Source organism: Bradyrhizobium sp. NC92, from assembly GCF_025200865.1.
In the GTDB taxonomy this organism is placed as follows: domain Bacteria; phylum Pseudomonadota; class Alphaproteobacteria; order Rhizobiales; family Xanthobacteraceae; genus Bradyrhizobium.
Genome location: NZ_CP104171.1, coordinates 1,423,660 through 1,436,704 on the forward strand (window position 1 = coordinate 1,423,660; position 13,045 = coordinate 1,436,704).

Consider the following 13,045-nt stretch of genomic DNA (forward strand, 5'->3'; position numbering starts at 1 on the left):
CGTTCTTATGGATTGACCGATGCGCGTTACCATCCAAAACAGAGCGGCCAATTCAGCTCTAGTCCGACGTCGCCGGCAATCCGGGCGCCAGGTGACGATCTCCCAAAACGGCGTCCGAATGCTGTCCGACCGGCGCCCCGAAAAGCATTGCGACTTGATCTGGTTCGCCAAAAATCGCTGCGGCGCAACACATCATGGTGAATGCACCTGCGATATCCCAGAGCGTTACATGTTCTGGCGTTACATGTTCGGGCTTTGCCCAGGCCAAGAGCGTGGTGATCATCGCGTCTGAGAAAAATAGAAGACTGAGCGCTGGTAAGACGAGTTGGGAATCCAGCAGGAGGATCATAAAGAGGGCGGGAGTCGCGACCAGGATGCTCAACAACGCGAATAAGCAGAATGTGTCCCGCCAAGGCGCATTCCTGTTCCAACTTGCATGAGAAGCGATCATTTGATCCTCCTGCATACGAGCGCTTTATGTAGGAGCCATCTACTCGTTGAACTATCCGGTCTACTTGGGCGTTTTCCGCCTCTCAAATGAATGTCTTGTTGTCCTATGCCGCCGACCCTCAATCAACGTAAGAACGCCAGCGGTCGTTACGGCAACAATGACAACGGCTGCCAGCCCCTCGACGGAGGCCAAGGTTTCATACCACCTGTTCCAAAGCTCAATCATGTGCTGGCCTCTCTCGAGAGCGCACCCCACGATCGATAGATTTCACCGCTTAAAGACGACCCTTGCAGTCAGAAGCACAATGCTACTGATGGTCGCGCGCGTTTTGGCCGCGCGGCAACATGACCACGATCCGTTCGGCCCGCACGCGCATCGATCTTTCTACTGGAACGTCAGGATCGAACTGGCTGTTCGATACCAGGAAGATTGCCTTCGCTGTCGCGGAACCACGCGCCTCGCTGAGCGACGCCCTTGCTGGCGTAGTTGCCGGCGATCTCGGCGATCCCATTAGCGGTCTTCAGACCAGGAAGGTCATATTCCTCGAACTTGACTCCCCGCGCGCGAAGTTCGCGCACTGTTGCGTCGATATCCTCTACTTCCCAGCGCATCTGCGTATGCTGCCGGATTGCACCCCGGCCGAGATGAATATCGCAAACTCGCCAGATGCGCAGACGTAGCGCAATCCACCCTCGCGCTGTTCGACCGGGTCGAGACCGAGTTTTTCGGAGTAGAAAGCCCGAGCGCGCTCCAGGTCCTTGGCTGGAAGCAATCTTCACCGCAGTGCTCCTGGTCATCGTCTTGGCTGGCATCCTTGGGCTGCAATAGAGCAGGACGTTGCAAAGTCTGAGCTCTGAGACGGGCTGTATCTCTTGCCAACCATCATCTTCTTCGAATTCTATTTCCTCACGAACGACCTGTTGGCCCTTCTTTGCGAGAAGTACGAGCTGGACTTCGGGCGGTGATGCGAACTGTGTAACAGTCTTCCAAGCAATCAGCCGAGATCAATCTCAGCCGCCTCGTACCCAATCGCCCAAGGCGAGCGCTTTATACAAGTTCATCAGCCCACACATTGAAGCTGACGAGCGTGTTGGGTCCGAAAGTTTGGGCGATCGGAACATCCGCCGCATCGCGGCCTTGCGCGATCAGGACGCGGCCGATTCGCGGAGTGTTGTTGCGTGCATCGAATGTGTACCAGCGACCGCCAAGATAGGCTTCGAACCAGCCTGCAAAGTCCCCGGGAGCGTGGGGCGGCGGGATGCCGATGTCGCCGAGATAGCCGGTGCAATAGCGTGCTGGAATGTTCATGCAACGGCAGAATGCAATGGCAAGATGTGCATAGTCGCGGCAGACGCCCTTGCCCTCGTTGAATGCTTCCCAAGCCGTCATGGTGGCCCGCGCGTGCTCGTAGCCGAACGCGATGTGATTGTGCACGAAATCGCAGATCGCCTGGACCCGTGGCCAGCCCGGCGCCACATTCTCGAACAGCTTCCATGCGATGTCGGAAAGCCGATCGGTTTCGCAGTAGCGGCTGCCAAGCAGATAAACGATGGTATCAGGTGGAAGATCCTCGACCGCGTATTGCGTGGCGGAAGGCGCGATCACATCAGGCAAACCGCTATCGCGCACTGTACCGTTGGCGGAAAGGCGCATGCGGCCGGCGGGCGCAACGAACCGACTGCACCAGTTTCCGAAGCCGTCGCGGTAGGGCGAGATCGGGACGGAAGGCTCGGTGATGAGGTAATCCGGCACAATGATGTCGGATGCCCGGGTAAAATGCATGCCGACGATAGCAATCAATGGTGTGACTTGCTGGAAGTCGTAGATCATTTCGAAGCCAACCCGTATTTTCATCCTTAGGGCCTGTCTCGACTGCATCAACTCGAATGGCTGCGGGGATGATCGTGTTGGCAACGGCGGCCGGCGTCCGTTACTTCAAACTAGAGGCTTCCTTGGTGACTTGCGAACGGGGCGGCTCGATGCGCCAGAATGGATATGCCGCCAATTCTTTCGAATGCTGCCCGAACATATCGACCTGTCTGCTTGTAAACTCCGCAAGGACGCCGAAAAATTCAGTCGGTGACCCGATCGTCGCAAATCTCAGGCCAAATTCAAAAGCAAATTGCACGTTGGCTCGGGCGACCTCAAAAAGCTTCGTTTGATATGCCTGCATGTTTGCCGTGGCTAAAACAAAGCTCTTCGTTTGATCGCTTTCCGTCATTCTCTGACTGACGTCATCTGGCAAGGCATCCACCCGAGGCTCAATGGTAGGAACCTCGTGGTTAGGATCATCCTGAAGCTTAAGAGGCGGTTCAATCGAAACTGCCGCAACCGAGCGAAGAAAATTCTCTTTCGGGCTTCTAACAACGGCCTGTTTGTTCCGTTCGGTCCGCACGGCCATTTTCGGATTGCGGGCGCGCTTTGAGGCTGATGCCGGTTTGCGTTTGCTCATCTGACGCTCCAATAAAATGGGGTGCGACCACAACGGTCATTTCTGAACGGACAACAGGCTTTGTGAGCTGGCGTTCCAACCCGCGCATTGTTGGAGTCCCGAGATCAATCGCACGCTCTGCGATGTCGCAACTCCAACCAACAAGCGTATAGCTGGCGATCTTCCAGACCTATACTCAACGGGTGTCGGTCTGAGAACAATCAGCTCTCCGCTCGTTGTGCTCTCCAGAGACCGCTTTAAGTTGCGGCGACTACGCTAGAGCATGATCCGCAAAAGTGTGCAGCGGTTTTCCGAAAAGATCATGCTCAAACAATAACCCAAAGCGCGATGACGATTCATCCTAATAGCATCGCGCTTTAGCATTCGTGCCTTGATCGCGAGACTGGCGGATAGAGGCCGGCAAGCTGATCCGGAAGCTCGGCGACGTGCTCGAGGACCCGAGCGCCCTGTGAAGCTGGGTTACCCACCGAGCGAATGCTCGAGGAAGAAGCGCAGCATTTCCCTTGTGGCATCCGGCCCTTGCGGATCAGTGTAAGACCCGGCGGGGCTGCCGCCTGACCACGCGTGTCCGGCGCCATCGATGTCCCAGTGTTCCGAGATCGCCCGACCGGCCCCGTCGATCAGGACGGTGCGAGTATAGGCATGGCCGTGGGGTACGCGTCCGCGAAGTACCTTCGTCGTCGGCCTCGTCGCCCTGGCGGACTGCTCGATAATCTGATCGCCATTCTTTGGATGCACCGTAGTGTCGCGATTGCCATGGAAAACGATGGTTGGCACAGAAGTTTTGCCATCCGCATTTGCCTTGGAGCCGCCTCCCTGCCGCATGGCGACGAACGCGGAGGGAAGATCGCTCGCGGCCCCGCACGCGAGGCCTGAATGAATACCGACGGCCGCGTACAGGTCGTTATACGTTGCGCCCATGATCGCGGCGGCGGCCCCGCCGGCCGACAGACCCGCGACGTATACGCGCTTCGGATCGATCGGATGCTCGCGCATGATCTGGCGGGTAATACCGGCGATCATCGACGGCTCGCCCCCGCCGCGACGCTGGTCGCCGGTGCGAAACCAGTTCCAGCACTTCGACTGGTTGGCTCCGCTCGGCTGCTCAGGATAGACCACATAGCAATTCTGCTCTTCCGCCAGGAAGTTCATCCGGGTGCCGGCCGCGAAATCGTCCGGCGACTGGGTGCAGCCATGAAGCATGACTATCAGGGGAAGCCGTTGTCCCTGAAAGCGGCTTGGAATGAACAGCTTGTAGGTCCGGCTTCCTGCGGCGTTACTGAAGGTACCGGCGATAAATTGTGTGCCCTCGGGCACGATGTCCGATGGGGACAGGGGAGCGCGCGTGATCGGACTTCGCAGGCCGACCCCGGGAAAATCCCGCATGCCGTCGAGCGGTAAGGCGCGTCTGCGTCCCTGAGCAGAGCGGGCCGGCGAGATCGGCGGAGCTTCCCGCTCCTCGACGACGTCGGCAGTGGCGTCGATAGTAAGCGGATCGAGCGGAAGCCGAGCCTGAGCGGCGCTACGAGACTCCGGTCTTGGAGCGTAACCGCCCTGGAGCATGCGCTGCAGGAGCGCGGTGGCCTCGACCAGTTGGCCGGCACGCGTAAGGCGGGTTGCTTCGCGGACTATGTCTTGATTCAGCATCGTTCACCTCATTCTGTCGGCGAGAGCGGCCTTGACCGCGGGAGTGGCGTGGAGGGCCCCCAGCACCGAGACCGACGCGATCGTGGCGCGAGCCAACTCGGGAGTGACGTCTTGGGCGATAGTGGCCAAGCCCAAAACATTGATCTGCAGCATCTCGCCGGCGCGGCGCGCCGCTTCGAGATCCTCGCGCGCGTAGTTGCGCAGCCCGAGGTCCAGGTTCTTCCGGACCGTGGATTGTCTGACGACCTCCGCGTGGCGCTCGAGCTGGTTCCGGATTGCTGTCCGAATGAAATCGGTCCGGTTCGAATAGAACCCTTCCTGCACCATGAGATCGACATGACCGAGGTCGACATAGCCAAGGTTGATCGTGATCTTCTCGGTGTCGGGGACCTTGGGGCGCAGCTCGCGCATATTATCGGCCATGGCTAGCATCCATTCTTACCATCCGTATGGATGGCATATGGATGCTATCTAGATGCTCGTAGGCTTCTTTCAAGGGATAGAGCGGATAGATCCGCGCCCAAGAGCACGAGACTGGATGCTGCAGCGGGCCGGCGTCTCGATGACCTCGGCGGAGCTCCGGATGGCGCGCATGCCGCACGACCTCTGCCGCGACTACCGAGCTCATTGTGAACGGCGGTCCAGGTCCTCCAACCCTACTCGTTCGGCGTCGCGAAGGTTCGCTGGAGATCGATCGTACCGGACAGACGTGACGCTGATTCCGCTCTGCTCCTGGCAAACTGCCACCCTCGGAAGGCGGCCTCGACAGGGATGGCGCCGACGCAGGCCTGGCGCTCCCGTCCGCAACCGTGGCGCTTCACGCATTTGCATCTTGTCATTCACCCTGAATAGTTGTTCAGTCCTTGCGGGGCGATTTGCATCTTTTGCGTGAGAAGCGTTCGGGCGCAGGGCGTGCGGCCGGCGTGTGTGGGACAGGAAGCGCGCCATGGTTTATCGGCGGACGCATCAAGTGGTGAAGCGCCTTGCGGCGCGGCGCAGCGCGATTTTGGCGGCGGCGCGGGAGGCGGCGGCGGAGGGCGGGATGGCGGCGGTGCAGATCGCGCCGGTCGCGGTTCGGGCCAATGTCGCAGCCGGCACCGTCTATCGCTATTTCCCCTCCAAGGCCGAGCTGATCTCCGAGCTCATTGCCGAGGTCTCCCGCGACGAGCTCGCGGCGATCCGCCGGGCGGCCGATGCCGCGCCGGGGCCGTCCTCGGCGCTGGCGGCTGCGGTCACCACGGTGGCGGTCCATACGCTGTCGCAGCGCAGGCTGGCCTGGGGCATCCTGGCCGAGCCGGTCGATGTCGATGTCAGCGCCTCCCGCCTCGCCAGCCGGCGCGAAATCGCCGGCGAGATCGCCTCCCGGATCGACGCTGCGGTGCGTGCCGGCCATCTGCCGGCGCAGGACACCGCGCTCGCCGCCACCGCGCTGCTTGGGGCGCTGCATGAGGCTCTCGTCGGGCCGCTCGCGCCCGACAATCTCGAAGATCCCGTCAAGATGCGCGATGCGGTGCAGACGGTGACGCTGCTGGCGCTGCGCGCGGTCGGCGTCATGGACGCCCGCGCCCGGGGCCTCGTGGTCCAGCAGACGCTGCTGCCGACGACCAAGGCACTGGTCGGCGCGTAGAAAATCGCGCCGCGAGTGCGGTGGCGAGGTGATCGCGCTCAGGCCTTTGCCTGAGCATGCCTTTTCGCAAAACCCCGGCAAATCCGGCCAAGCGGCCGGCTACTGTGCATGGGGTTGTTTTTCGACTTTGTGTTTGGCGGCCTCTGGCGAGGCTTACAGGTTGGCGTCGCCCTCGGGGCCGACCGAGGCGATGCGCACCATGTTGGTGGTGCCGGGGATGCCGAGCGGCACACCGGCGACGATGATCACGCGCTGGCCGGCGCGGACGAAGCCGTCCCGGAACGCGATCTGGCCGGCGCGGCTGACCATGTCGTCCTGGTCGCGCGCGTCTTCCGCCACCACGCAATGCACGCCCCAGGCAACCGCGAGGCGGCGGCCGGCGGTGATGTTCGGCGTGATCGCCACGATCGGCGGCTTCGGCCGTTCGCGCGCCACGCGCACGGCGGTCGAGCCCGACGAGGTCCAGCAGATCAAGGCCGGCAGGTCGAGCGTCTCGGCGATCTGCCGGGCGGCGTCGGCGATGGCATCGCCCGCGGTGGATTCCGGTGCCGGGCGCTGGGCCATGATCACCGAACGGTAGGTCGGGTCGCGCTCGACCTCCTCGCCGATCCGGTTCATGGTCGAGACCGCCTCGACCGGGAATTTGCCGGCGGCCGATTCCGCGGACAGCATGATGGCGTCGGCACCCTCATAGACCGCGGTGGCGACGTCGGAGACTTCGGCGCGGGTCGGCACCGGCGACTGGATCATCGATTCCAGCATCTGGGTCGCGATCACCACCGGCTTGCCGGCGCGGCGCGCCATCCGCGTCATCTGCTTCTGCAGGCTCGGCACCCGCTCCAGCGGCAGCTCGACGCCGAGGTCGCCGCGGGCCACCATCAGCGCATCGGAAGCCTCGATGATGTCGGCGAGGCGGTCGATCGCCTGCGGCTTCTCGATCTTGGCCATCACGGCGGCGCGGCCGCGGATCATCTTCTTGGCCTCGATCACGTCGTCGGCGCGCTGCACGAAGGACAGCGCGATCCAGTCGACGCCGGTGACGAGGGCGGCCTCGAGGTCGGCGCGGTCCTTGGGCGTCATCGCCGAGACCGGCAAATCGGTGTCGGGCAGGCTGACGCCCTTGCGGTCGCTCATCTTGCCGCCGACCACGACACGGGTCACCGCATGCTCTTTCGAGGTCTCCTCCGCGATCAGCCGCACCTTGCCGTCGTCGAGCAGCAGCGCATGGCCGGGCCTGAGCGCGGCCAGGATCTCCGGATGCGGGAGATTGACGCGCGTGGCATCGCCCGGCGCCTTGTCGGAATCCAGCGTGAAGGTCTGGCCGTTCTGGAGCTGGATCGCCCCCTCGGCAAAGGAGCCCAGTCTCAGCTTCGGGCCCTGGAGGTCGACCAGAATGCCGATCGGCCGACCGTAGCTAGACTCGACGTTACGGATCGTCGCGACCAGCTCCCGCATCTTGTCATGCGGGGTGTGGCTCATGTTGATGCGGAACAGGTCAGCGCCGGCCTCGAACAGGCGGCGGATCATCGCGAGGTCTGAAGAGGCCGGTCCCAGGGTCGCGAGAATCTTGATACGGCGAAGACGCCTCATGGCTTATTTCCAGGCGGGGGTGGCAGGCCGGGCGAGCCCGGGGGCGTAGCACCGGGCGGGCTATTGGGCAAACCCGGAACCCCGCCCGGGCCCACCGGACCGGGCAGGCCAGGCACGCGTTGCTGCGCCGGCTGTTCGTTGGCGTCGGTCAGCTGCACCGTCCAGGCCCGCTGCTCGCCGGTGTCGACCTCGAAATAGCCCGTGCGGTCATAGCCGCGCGCCAGGCAATCCTCGGTGCCGCGGATGGTGAACTCCTTGTCGCGCGAGCACATGAAGGCCTGGCCCGACCACTCGCCGCCGCGGTCGTAGTCGATGGCGTAGATGTAGTAATAGCGGGCGACCAGCGTGCCCCGCAGCAACGTCTCGCAGGAGCGGGACGAGATGTTCCACCAGCCCTCGGTGGTCCAGCCCTCGGCATCCTTGTAGCCGAGCGCAATCCCGACCCGGCTCGAGGTGTTGTTGCAGAGGCGGAAATCGGCGGAGGCGGGGCTGGCGGCAAGGCACAGCAGGGCGACCACCAGCACCGGGACCAACCGGGCGGGCAGGTAAAGCGGGGAGCGGGGAGATTCGGTCGTCATTGTCGCGGAAGCTATACCAGATCATTGACGATTTGGCGTTGGGCCGGGGCCAGCCGGGCCGTGGTCCCTTTGCGCCGCGATATGGCAAAATCTGTGACAACACCCACCTGATCCCCTAACGCTAACCTCCACCGGCACGGTTAAGGACGACAGCCATGGCAATCGACGACAAAACCAGAACGGAGCTCGAGGCCGCCGCTTTCCGGCGCCTGGTCGAGCATCTGCGGAGCCGGACGGACGTCCAGAACATTGACTTGATGAATCTGGCCGGTTTCTGCCGCAACTGCCTCTCGAACTGGCTCAAGGACGCCGCGGACGCCCAGGGCGTCGCCTTGAGCAAGGACGAGAGCCGGGAGGCCGTCTACGGCATGCCCTACGAGACCTGGAAGGCGAAGCACCAGGGCCCGGCCACGCCCGAGCAGATCGAGGCGATGAAGAAGGTCCATCCCCACGGGCATTGAACGGAACATCGCGGTGCCCTGAGTCGCACCACACAACAGCTTTCTTTGCATCAGTGCAGGAAGGTGTGGGCGCGCTGTGGACGAGCGTGATGCTTGCTTGAACGCTGGGAGCGCCGACCCTAAGGGTCTACCCAGCACGCGCGGTGAGGGATGCCGGCGTCACGTTTTGCCAGTTCCATTGGGAGTACCAAGATGGCCACCTCCGCCGCCGTCCGCGACGACGAGCCCGCGACGAAATTTGCCAAGGACCAGCTCAAATCCATCATCGAGCGCATCGAGCGGCTGGAGGAAGAGAAGAAGGCGATCTCCGACGACATCCGCGACGTCTATGCCGAGAGCAAAGGCAACGGCTACGACGTCAAGGCGCTGCGCACCATCGTGCGCCTGCGCAAGCAGGACCCCAACGAGCGCGCCGAGGCCGAGACCATTCTCGAGACCTACATGCAGGCGTTGGGGATGCTCTGAGGCGCCTCGCCCGGCCGGCGTTGCAGCGCACCAAGCTTGGGCAAAATCTCGGCATCTGCTAGATTGCTCGGTGAAGGGACCGAGCGATGGATGTGCCGGGACCAGAGCGCAGGCTTGCCGCGGTTCTTGCCGCCGACATGGTCGGCTTCAGCCGGCTGATGGAGGTCGACGAGGCCGGCACCCTCGCGCGCCTCAAGACCCATCGGGTCGAACTCATCGATCCCGCCATTGCCAAGAATCGCGGCCGTATCATCAAGACGACCGGCGACGGCATGCTCGCGGAATTCCACAGCGTCGTCGATGCCGTGCTATGTGCGGCCGAGGTTCAGCGCCGCATGGCGCGGCGTAATGCCGATGTCGCGCCGCCGCGGTGGATCCAATTCCGCATCGGCATCAATCTCGGCGACGTCATCGTCGATCAGAACGACATTTTTGGCGATGGCGTCAACGTCGCGGCACGGCTGGAGACGCTGGCCGAGCCTGGAGGCATCTGCATCTCCAGCGCGGTTCGCGACCAACTGGGCGAGCGCCTCGATGGCGTCGCATTCGAGGACATCGGCGAGCAGAACGTCAAGAACATCGTGCGCGCCATCCGCGTCTACCGGATCCGATTGGAGGATGCGCCGGCAAGCACGCCAGCCGGTGCGACGGCCGCCGCAAAGCCGACTGGCAAGTCGAAGAAGCCGTCAATCGCCGTGCTGCCCTTCGCCAACATGAGCGGCGATCCCGAACAGGAGTTCTTCGCCGACGGTCTCACCGAGGACATCATCACCGAGCTTTCACGCTTCCACGACCTGCTGGTGATCTCGCGCAACTCGACCTTCGTGTACAAGGGAAAGTCGGTCAAGGTACAGGATGTTGGCCGCGAATTCGGCGTCGACTACGTCATCGAGGGAAGCGTGCGAAAGGCCGGGGATCGCGTCCGCGTCACCGTGCAGCTGATCGATGCGGAGACGGATCGGCACATTTGGGCCGAGCGTTACGACGGCGAGCTCAAGGACATCTTCGCCATCCAGGACGAGATGACCCGCGCGATCGCCGCCACATTGCCCGGCCGCGTCGAGGCGGCGACGCACGATCGCGCGAACCGCAAGCCGACGGACAACATGGCGGCCTACGAATGCGTGCTGGCCGCAAAGGTCTTGCACCATCGCTCCAATCGCGAAGACAATGCGCGGGCGCAACTTCTGCTCGACCGGGCACTCGAACTCGACGCGAGCTATGCGCACGCGCATGCGTGGAAGGCGTGCGTCCTCGGCCAGACCTGGGTCTATAATTGGTGCGCGGATCGCGACGCCACCTTCCAGCAGGTGGCTGCAGAGCTGGAAACCGCGCTGGTCCTCGACGACAATGACAGCGACGTCCACCGCATCCTCGCGGCACTCAATCTGAATCGCGACGACCATGATAAGGCCACTTACCATCAGGAACGCGCGCTCGCGCTCAACCCGAACTATGACCTCGTGGTGGTGCAGCAGGGCGAACTGCTGACCTGGCTGGGGAGGCCGGAGGAGGGCATCGACTGGATCAAGAAGGCGATGCGGCTCAACCCATATCACCCGGAACGATTCTGGAGCCATCTCGGGCGTGCCTATTACTGTGCTGAGAAATACGCCGAAGCCGCCGAAGCTTTCTCGCGGATCTCACGTCCCGATCACACCCATCATGCGTTCCTTGCCGGGATCTTCGCGCAGATGGGCAATGCAGTGGCTGCCGGTGCGCACGCGGCCGAAGTTCTCAAGCGTGAGCCGGCATTTTCCGTCGCCAATCATCTTGCTACCCAGCATTACAAGCACCAGGTCGATCGTCAGCGCTATGAGGCAGGCCTTCTTCGGGCAGGCCTGCCGGCTTGATCTGGCGCGCGGCGGAGACTGCCTGCGATCATCGCAAGATGGGCTACGAGACTGAATTCGTGGAGGTCGCTATGCGCCTCAGCGCAGCGCGGCGGTGCGCACGACGAACGACGTCGTCTCGAGCTTTGCGGTCGCGCTGCCCGAGAAATTGTCGCAGGACAGGCCCAGCATCGGATCGTCGGAGAAGCCCATCGCGATCACGGCCTTCGGCTTGACGAAATAGCCGCGCAGCGCCGCGGTATCGAGCTCGCCCATCAGCGTCACCGACATCGCGCGGCTGGCGCTCGGCGACAGCATCACGATCTTGAGCCAGATGCTCTCGCCCTTGGCCGCGGAGAGGCGCGTCGCGGTTGCGATCCTGCCGTCGATGCTCTTGCCGACCACCGTGTTGATCTCCGCTGCCTGGGCCACGCTGCGGGGACGGGCGGTGCGCGGGATCGGCGCGGAAGCGGCGACGACATTGGCGCGGTCGACCGGCGAGGCCGCCGGCGCGAAAGCCAGGGCCTGGAGGGCCGCGTTGGGCACGCTCGCTGTTGGTTGCGGATCGGTAGCCGCAGCCAGCGCCTGGCGCGCCTTCAGCGCTGCGACCTGCGCCGGCGTCGCCTGCTGCGGCGTCGCAGGAACGTCATCCCAGAAGCCGCGCGCATTGATGATGTCGGCCGGGGTCTCCGGCTTGCCGGAAGCGGGCTTGTCAGCCACGGGCGCGGGCTTCGGCTTGGGCGGCGCGACGATCTGCGCATCGGCCGAGGCGAGCTGGATCGCGGTGGCGATCTGCGGCTTGGCGCGCGGCGTCGGCACCGGCTCTGCGGGCTTGGCGGCGGCTGCGACGACGGTCGGTGCCGCCGGCCTCGCGGCCGGAGCGGGCGCGCCCTCGTCATCCTCGTCGCTGGCGGCCGGAGCTGCCGACTTGCCCTTGAACAGCGCGGCGAAGAAATTCGGCTTGCTGCCGGCATCGTCGCCGCTGCCGCGGCGCTCGATCTCGGCCTTGGCGAGCTCATAGTTCTTCAGCGGCACGCCGTCGGTCGGCAGATGCACCGTCTTGCCGTCCGGGAACACGCGCGCGAGCTGGTCATGCGTCATGCGCGGCCAGTGCCGGACGCTGCCGGTGTCGAGGTGCACGAAGGGCGAGCCGGAGGTCGGATAGAAGCCAACGCCGCCGCGCTGCAGGCGCAGGCCGGCGAAGCGGATCTGCTCCAGCGGCACACCCGGGATGTAGAAGTCCATCGCATGTCCCAGCATGTGCTGGCTGGCGCGCGCCACGCCGGAGGAGCGGCGGCGGAGCATGGCGTTGGTGGCGGGAGAGCGATAGGAGGAGATGATCTGGATGGGCTGCTTGCCGTCGACGTCCCGATAGACTTCCCAGAGGATGTCGAACAGGCGGCGGTCCATCACCGTCTCGTCCTGGGTGCGCCAGTCGCGCAGGAAATGGTTGAGCTGCTTCAGCGCCGCCTCGTCATAGCGCCCGTCACGCTTGAAGGTGACGGTGAGGTCTTCGCCGGAATGGGTGTGGTGGAACGAGAGCGTCTTGGTCTCGTTCAGCGCGGCGGCGTCATGAACCGAACCGGCGGCCGCAAGCAGCAATGCAGCCGCGAGGCCGATCCGGGATCCGGCCTTCACGCCCGCATGGGACAACGACAGCACAGCAAGTTGGCGTGCGAGACCAGTCAGCACGTATGAGCCCACCCAGTCGACGAGCGTTCAAATGGACTCTCCCGCCAACCCCGTTAGCAGCGCGAAAGAGGATGAACGCTTTCTTAAAGCGAGAAGGTTAATTTGACGTTGACCTTCCCGCCCCCAAACCAAGTCAGAATACGATCCTAAGCCGTTGACTGTGGCAAAAAAACGCCCGCCGCCCCAGGGCGGGTCGCAGCATGGTTAACGTTAAGCGGCCCCATCCGAGGGATGAGGCCGCTGATTTCAT

Annotated in this window: 14 protein-coding genes; 5 read left to right on the forward strand and 9 right to left on the reverse strand. The window is 63.4% G+C overall.

The window, feature by feature from the left end:
• Positions 1-58: 58 nt before the first annotated feature.
• Positions 59-451, reverse strand: coding sequence for a hypothetical protein (locus N2602_RS06680; protein WP_260382130.1), 393 nt, complete (start codon positions 449-451; stop codon positions 59-61).
• Between the two features lie 344 nt (positions 452-795).
• Between N2602_RS06680 and N2602_RS06685 the strand changes: the two genes are divergently transcribed.
• Entirely contained in the window at positions 796-1,131 is a 336-nt protein-coding gene (locus tag N2602_RS06685) for a hypothetical protein (protein WP_260382131.1), read from the forward strand.
• On the opposite strand, the gene N2602_RS38890 is transcribed toward N2602_RS06685, so the two are convergent.
• The 5 genes from N2602_RS38890 to N2602_RS06705 all read right to left on the reverse strand — a co-directional run bounded on the left by N2602_RS38890 (position 1,047) and on the right by N2602_RS06705 (position 4,973).
• Positions 1,047-1,223: a VOC family protein gene (locus tag N2602_RS38890; protein ID WP_409241885.1), complete on the reverse strand. Its 177-nt coding sequence runs from the start codon at positions 1,221-1,223 to the stop codon at positions 1,047-1,049. The two genes, N2602_RS06685 and N2602_RS38890, sit on opposite strands and share 85 nt — an antisense overlap.
• A gap of 275 nt (positions 1,224-1,498) precedes the next feature.
• The gene (locus N2602_RS06690) at positions 1,499-2,305 is read right to left on the reverse strand and encodes a transglutaminase family protein (protein ID WP_260382132.1); all 807 of its coding nucleotides are present in this window, start codon (positions 2,303-2,305) and stop codon (positions 1,499-1,501) included.
• A 76-nt stretch (positions 2,306-2,381) separates the two neighbouring features.
• Positions 2,382-2,903: a phasin family protein gene (locus N2602_RS06695; protein ID WP_172784764.1), complete on the reverse strand. Its 522-nt coding sequence runs from the start codon at positions 2,901-2,903 to the stop codon at positions 2,382-2,384.
• Positions 2,904-3,362: 459 nt separating this feature from the next.
• Positions 3,363-4,550 carry a PHB depolymerase family esterase gene (locus N2602_RS06700; protein ID WP_260382133.1) on the reverse strand — a complete coding sequence of 396 codons (1,188 nt, stop codon included), beginning with the start codon at positions 4,548-4,550 and terminating at the stop codon, positions 3,363-3,365.
• 3 nt (positions 4,551-4,553) lie between these two features.
• Positions 4,554-4,973, reverse strand: coding sequence for a CopG family transcriptional regulator (locus N2602_RS06705; RefSeq protein ID WP_260382134.1), 420 nt, complete (start codon positions 4,971-4,973; stop codon positions 4,554-4,556).
• 523 nt (positions 4,974-5,496) lie between these two features.
• Between N2602_RS06705 and N2602_RS06710 the strand changes: the two genes are divergently transcribed.
• Entirely contained in the window at positions 5,497-6,177 is a 681-nt protein-coding gene (locus N2602_RS06710; RefSeq protein WP_063694085.1) for a TetR/AcrR family transcriptional regulator, read from the forward strand.
• A gap of 153 nt (positions 6,178-6,330) precedes the next feature.
• Here N2602_RS06710 and pyk read toward each other — a convergent pair whose 3' ends face one another.
• Together pyk and N2602_RS06720 are read right to left on the reverse strand one after the other, a co-directional pair.
• Positions 6,331-7,767 carry a pyruvate kinase gene (pyk, locus tag N2602_RS06715; RefSeq protein WP_172784761.1) on the reverse strand — a complete coding sequence of 479 codons (1,437 nt, stop codon included), beginning with the start codon at positions 7,765-7,767 and terminating at the stop codon, positions 6,331-6,333.
• Positions 7,764-8,345 (reverse strand): DUF1036 domain-containing protein, encoded by a 582-nt coding sequence (locus N2602_RS06720; RefSeq protein WP_172784760.1) that lies wholly within the window; start codon positions 8,343-8,345, stop codon positions 7,764-7,766. Before N2602_RS06720 ends, pyk begins: the two co-directional genes overlap by 4 nt.
• 155 nt (positions 8,346-8,500) lie before the next feature.
• On the opposite strand from N2602_RS06720, the gene N2602_RS06725 reads away from it, so the two are divergent.
• The 3 genes from N2602_RS06725 to N2602_RS06735 all read left to right on the forward strand — a co-directional run bounded on the left by N2602_RS06725 (position 8,501) and on the right by N2602_RS06735 (position 11,124).
• A complete protein-coding gene (locus tag N2602_RS06725) occupies positions 8,501-8,806 on the forward strand; it encodes a DUF1244 domain-containing protein (RefSeq protein ID WP_260382135.1) in 306 nt (101 codons plus the stop codon).
• Between the two features lie 192 nt (positions 8,807-8,998).
• Positions 8,999-9,271, forward strand: coding sequence for a DUF2312 domain-containing protein (locus N2602_RS06730; protein ID WP_018641571.1), 273 nt, complete (start codon positions 8,999-9,001; stop codon positions 9,269-9,271).
• An 86-nt stretch (positions 9,272-9,357) separates the two neighbouring features.
• Positions 9,358-11,124, forward strand: coding sequence for an adenylate/guanylate cyclase domain-containing protein (locus tag N2602_RS06735; protein WP_260382136.1), 1,767 nt, complete (start codon positions 9,358-9,360; stop codon positions 11,122-11,124).
• 78 nt (positions 11,125-11,202) lie between these two features.
• Here the strand turns inward: N2602_RS06735 and N2602_RS06740 are convergent, their stop codons facing one another.
• On the reverse strand, positions 11,203-12,795 hold the full coding sequence (locus tag N2602_RS06740) for a DUF882 domain-containing protein (RefSeq protein ID WP_260382137.1): 1,593 nt from the start codon (positions 12,793-12,795) through the stop codon (positions 11,203-11,205).
• Positions 12,796-13,045: the final 250 nt, after the last annotated feature.

Bases quoted from the DNA above. Each gene is read 5' to 3' on its own strand.
- N2602_RS06730 (WP_018641571.1), top strand. From the start codon at position 8,999: ATGGCCACCTCCGCCGCCGTCCGCGACGACGAGCCCGCGACGAAATTT.
- N2602_RS06690 (WP_260382132.1), bottom strand. From the start codon at position 2,305: ATGAAAATACGGGTTGGCTTCGAAATGATCTACGACTTCCAGCAAGTC.
- N2602_RS06705 (WP_260382134.1), bottom strand. From the start codon at position 4,973: ATGGCCGATAATATGCGCGAGCTGCGCCCCAAGGTCCCCGACACCGAG.
- N2602_RS06700 (WP_260382133.1), bottom strand. From the start codon at position 4,550: ATGCTGAATCAAGACATAGTCCGCGAAGCAACCCGCCTTACGCGTGCC.
- N2602_RS06695 (WP_172784764.1), bottom strand. From the start codon at position 2,903: ATGAGCAAACGCAAACCGGCATCAGCCTCAAAGCGCGCCCGCAATCCG.
- N2602_RS06735 (WP_260382136.1), top strand. From the start codon at position 9,358: ATGGATGTGCCGGGACCAGAGCGCAGGCTTGCCGCGGTTCTTGCCGCC.
- N2602_RS06725 (WP_260382135.1), top strand. From the start codon at position 8,501: ATGGCAATCGACGACAAAACCAGAACGGAGCTCGAGGCCGCCGCTTTC.
- N2602_RS06720 (WP_172784760.1), bottom strand. From the start codon at position 8,345: ATGACGACCGAATCTCCCCGCTCCCCGCTTTACCTGCCCGCCCGGTTG.
- N2602_RS06710 (WP_063694085.1), top strand. From the start codon at position 5,497: ATGGTTTATCGGCGGACGCATCAAGTGGTGAAGCGCCTTGCGGCGCGG.
- pyk (WP_172784761.1), bottom strand. From the start codon at position 7,767: ATGAGGCGTCTTCGCCGTATCAAGATTCTCGCGACCCTGGGACCGGCC.
- N2602_RS06685 (WP_260382131.1), top strand. From the start codon at position 796: ATGACCACGATCCGTTCGGCCCGCACGCGCATCGATCTTTCTACTGGA.
- N2602_RS06680 (WP_260382130.1), bottom strand. From the start codon at position 451: ATGATCGCTTCTCATGCAAGTTGGAACAGGAATGCGCCTTGGCGGGAC.